We start from the raw sequence: 3,118 nt of genomic DNA on the forward strand, positions 1-3,118 counted from the left end.
TCATTACCGGTGACGCGATCACCTCGGCGAACATCTACCTGACCGTGGTCGCCGAAACCGCGTTCACGAACACCCTGTTCGTGGCCATGCCCGACGAGGCCGCCGCCAATGGTGATTACCTGTTGCCCACCGTGTTTCACTCGGTGCAGTCCGACGAATCGCGGCACATCTCCAACGGTTACTCGATCCTGTTGATGGCCCTTGCCGACGAACGCAACCGTCCCCTGCTCGAACGCGACCTGCGGTACGCGTGGTGGAACAACCATTGCGTCGTCGACGCAGCGATCGGCACCTTCATCGAGTACGGCACCAAGGACCGTCGCAAGGACCGGGAAAGCTACGCCGAGATGTGGCGGCGGTGGATCTACGACGACTACTACCGCAGCTACCTCATCCCGCTCGAAAAGTACGGCCTGACCATCCCGCACGACCTGGTCGAAGAGGCGTGGAAGCGGATCACCGAGAAGGGTTACGTCCACGAGACGGCCCGGTTCTTCGCTACCGGGTGGCCGGTCAACTACTGGCGGATCGATGCGATGACCGACCAGGACTTCGAGTGGTTCGAGCACAAGTACCCGGGCTGGTACTCGAAGTACGGCAAGTGGTGGGAGGAGTACAACCGCCTCGCCTACCCCGGCCGCAACAAGCCGATCGCGTTCGAGGACGTCGGGTACCAGTACCCGCACCGCTGCTGGACGTGCATGGTGCCCGCGCTCATCCGTGAGGACATGGTCGTGGAGAAGGTCGACGAGCAGTGGCGGACCTACTGCTCGGAGACCTGCTACTGGACCGACGCCGTCGCGTTCCGCAGCGAGTACCAGGGCAAGCCGACTCCGAACATGGGCCGGCTCACCGGCTTCCGTGAATGGGAGACCCTGCATCACGGCAAGGACCTCGCCGACATCGTCTCCGATCTCGGGTACGTCCGCGATGACGGTAAGACCCTCGTCGGTCAGCCGCACCTGCAGCTGGACGATCCGAAGAAGTTGTGGACTCTCGACGATGTCCGCGGCAACACGTTCCAGAGCCCGAACGTGCTCTTGAACCAGATGTCGGACGCCGAACGCAACGCGCACATCGCCGCGTACCGCGCAGGTAGCACCGTACCTGCCTGACCAGGCTCGGTGGGCGGCGCCTGATCACTTACGGCGTCGCCCACCGCAACCAGCACAACACTTCCAGAGTCCCAGGAGATGGCCCGTGGCCGACAAGCACGTAATCAACTTCGAGCCCGTCGACATCGAGATGGAAGTCGGCGAGGACGAGTACATCCTCGACGCCGCCTTCCGGCAGGGCATCCACCTGATGCACGGGTGCCGTGAGGGGCGGTGCTCGGCCTGCAAATCATTTGTCCTCGACGGCGATATCCAGATGGAGAATTACTCGACGTTTGCGTGCAACGAAGCCGAGGTCGACGAGGGGCACGTACTGCTCTGCCGCGCTACGGCATACAGCGACTGCACCATCGAACTGCTCAACTTCGACGAGGACGAACTCCTCGGCGGTGTCCCCATCCAGGATGTGCGTACCCGCGTGGTAGCGATCGAGTCGATGACCAAGGACATCGTGTCGCTGCAGCTGCAGCCCGTCGAGCCGGCAACGTTCGAGTTCAAACCGGGCCAGTACTGCGACCTGACCATCCCCGGCACCGAGGAACACCGCTCCTTCTCCATGGCGACCACCCAGATGACACCGGACCGGGTGGAGTTCCTCATCAAGAAGTACCCGGGCGGCAAGTTCGCCGGCCTGCTCGACGACGGGATCTCGGTGGGTGACGAGATCGCCCTGACCGGACCGTACGGGTCGTTCACCCTCAAGGACGGCCACGTCCTGCCGATCGTCCTGATCGGCGGCGGCGCCGGGATGGCCCCGGTCCTCTCGCTGCTGCGGCACATGAGCGAGACGGGCAATACCCGCCCGGTGCATTTCTACTACGGTGCCCGCACCCCGCAGGACCTGTTCTACCTCGACGAGATCCTCGAACTCGGACAAGGGTTGACGGACTTCACGTTCGTGGCCTGCCTGTCGGAATCGATGGACCCTGCGCCGGTGGGGTCGATCGTCGTCGAGGACGGCAATGTCACCGACGTCGTCAGCCGCCGCGAACCCGACATCAGCAAGACCGAGGTCTACCTGTGTGGGCCGCCGCCGATGGTCGACGCCGCCCTGGCCTTGCTCGACGCCAATGGCGCCCCGCACGACCAGGTCTTCTACGACAAGTTCACCAGCCCGGCCTTCGAGTAATCGCCGCAGGAATTCCCCCTTCCTCCATTATCGACAGGAACCGCAACGAGATGACCGCAACTTCCGAGCCCAAGCAGCGGAGCTTTCCGAAGATCGAGTTCACCGACTCCGAAGCCGGTGCACTGGAATTCCCCAGCTCCCGCAGCCGTACCTTCACTTACTACACGCCCGCCAAGAAGCGGTCGACGATGTACGAGGACGTCACGGTCGACGTCCAGCCCGACCCCGATCGGCACCTCTCCCAGGGCTGGATTTACGGCTTCGGTGACGGCCCCGGCGGCTACCCGCAGGAGTGGACGGCCGCGAAGTCGTCGAACTGGCACGCCTTCCTCGACCCGAACGAGGAGTGGGACCAGACGATCTTCCGTAACAACTCCAAGGTGGTCCACCAGGTCGAACTGTGCCTGTCCAACGCCAAACGGGCCCGGGTCTACGACGGCTGGAACACACCGTGGCTGACGTTCATCTCCCGCAACCTGGGGGCGTGGATGCACGCCGAGAACGGGTTGGCGCTGCACGTGTTCACCTCCATCCAGCGGTCCTGCCCGACCAACATGATCAACACCGCCGTCGCGGTGAACGCCGCCCACAAGATGCGTTTCGCCCAGGACCTGGCACTGTTCAACCTGGATCTGTCCGAGGCCACCGAGGACTTCGACGGCGCCGCGCACAAGGAGGTGTGGCAGTCCGCTCCCGAGTGGCAACCCACCCGGGAGGTCGTCGAGCGCCTCACCGCGGTCCCCGATTGGTGTGAGCTGCTGTTCGCCTCGAACATCGTCTTCGAGCAGCTGGTGGGATCGCTGTTCCGCACCGAACTGGTCATGCAGATCGCCGCCGGCAACGGCGACTACATCACCCCCACCATCGTCGGCAC

Annotated in this window: 3 protein-coding genes; all 3 read left to right on the top strand. The window is 63.8% G+C overall.

Annotated elements, in window-relative coordinates; translation table 11 throughout:
* Window positions 1-1,115, top strand: a 1,115-nt coding sequence (locus tag MLGJGCBP_RS49275) for a methane monooxygenase (RefSeq protein ID WP_160095383.1), incomplete at its 5' end; no start/stop codon positions are given.
* Window positions 1,116-1,200: 85 nt separating this feature from the next.
* On the top strand, window positions 1,201-2,244 hold the full coding sequence (locus tag MLGJGCBP_RS49280; protein ID WP_160095381.1) for a 2Fe-2S iron-sulfur cluster-binding protein: 1,044 nt from the start codon (window positions 1,201-1,203) through the stop codon (window positions 2,242-2,244).
* Between the two features lie 50 nt (window positions 2,245-2,294).
* Window positions 2,295-3,118: toluene hydroxylase (locus tag MLGJGCBP_RS49285; protein WP_160104078.1), on the top strand; the 824-nt coding region annotated here is incomplete at its 3' end.

The organism is Rhodococcus sp. T7, from assembly GCF_009872365.1.
Taxonomy (GTDB): domain Bacteria; phylum Actinomycetota; class Actinomycetes; order Mycobacteriales; family Mycobacteriaceae; genus Rhodococcus_F.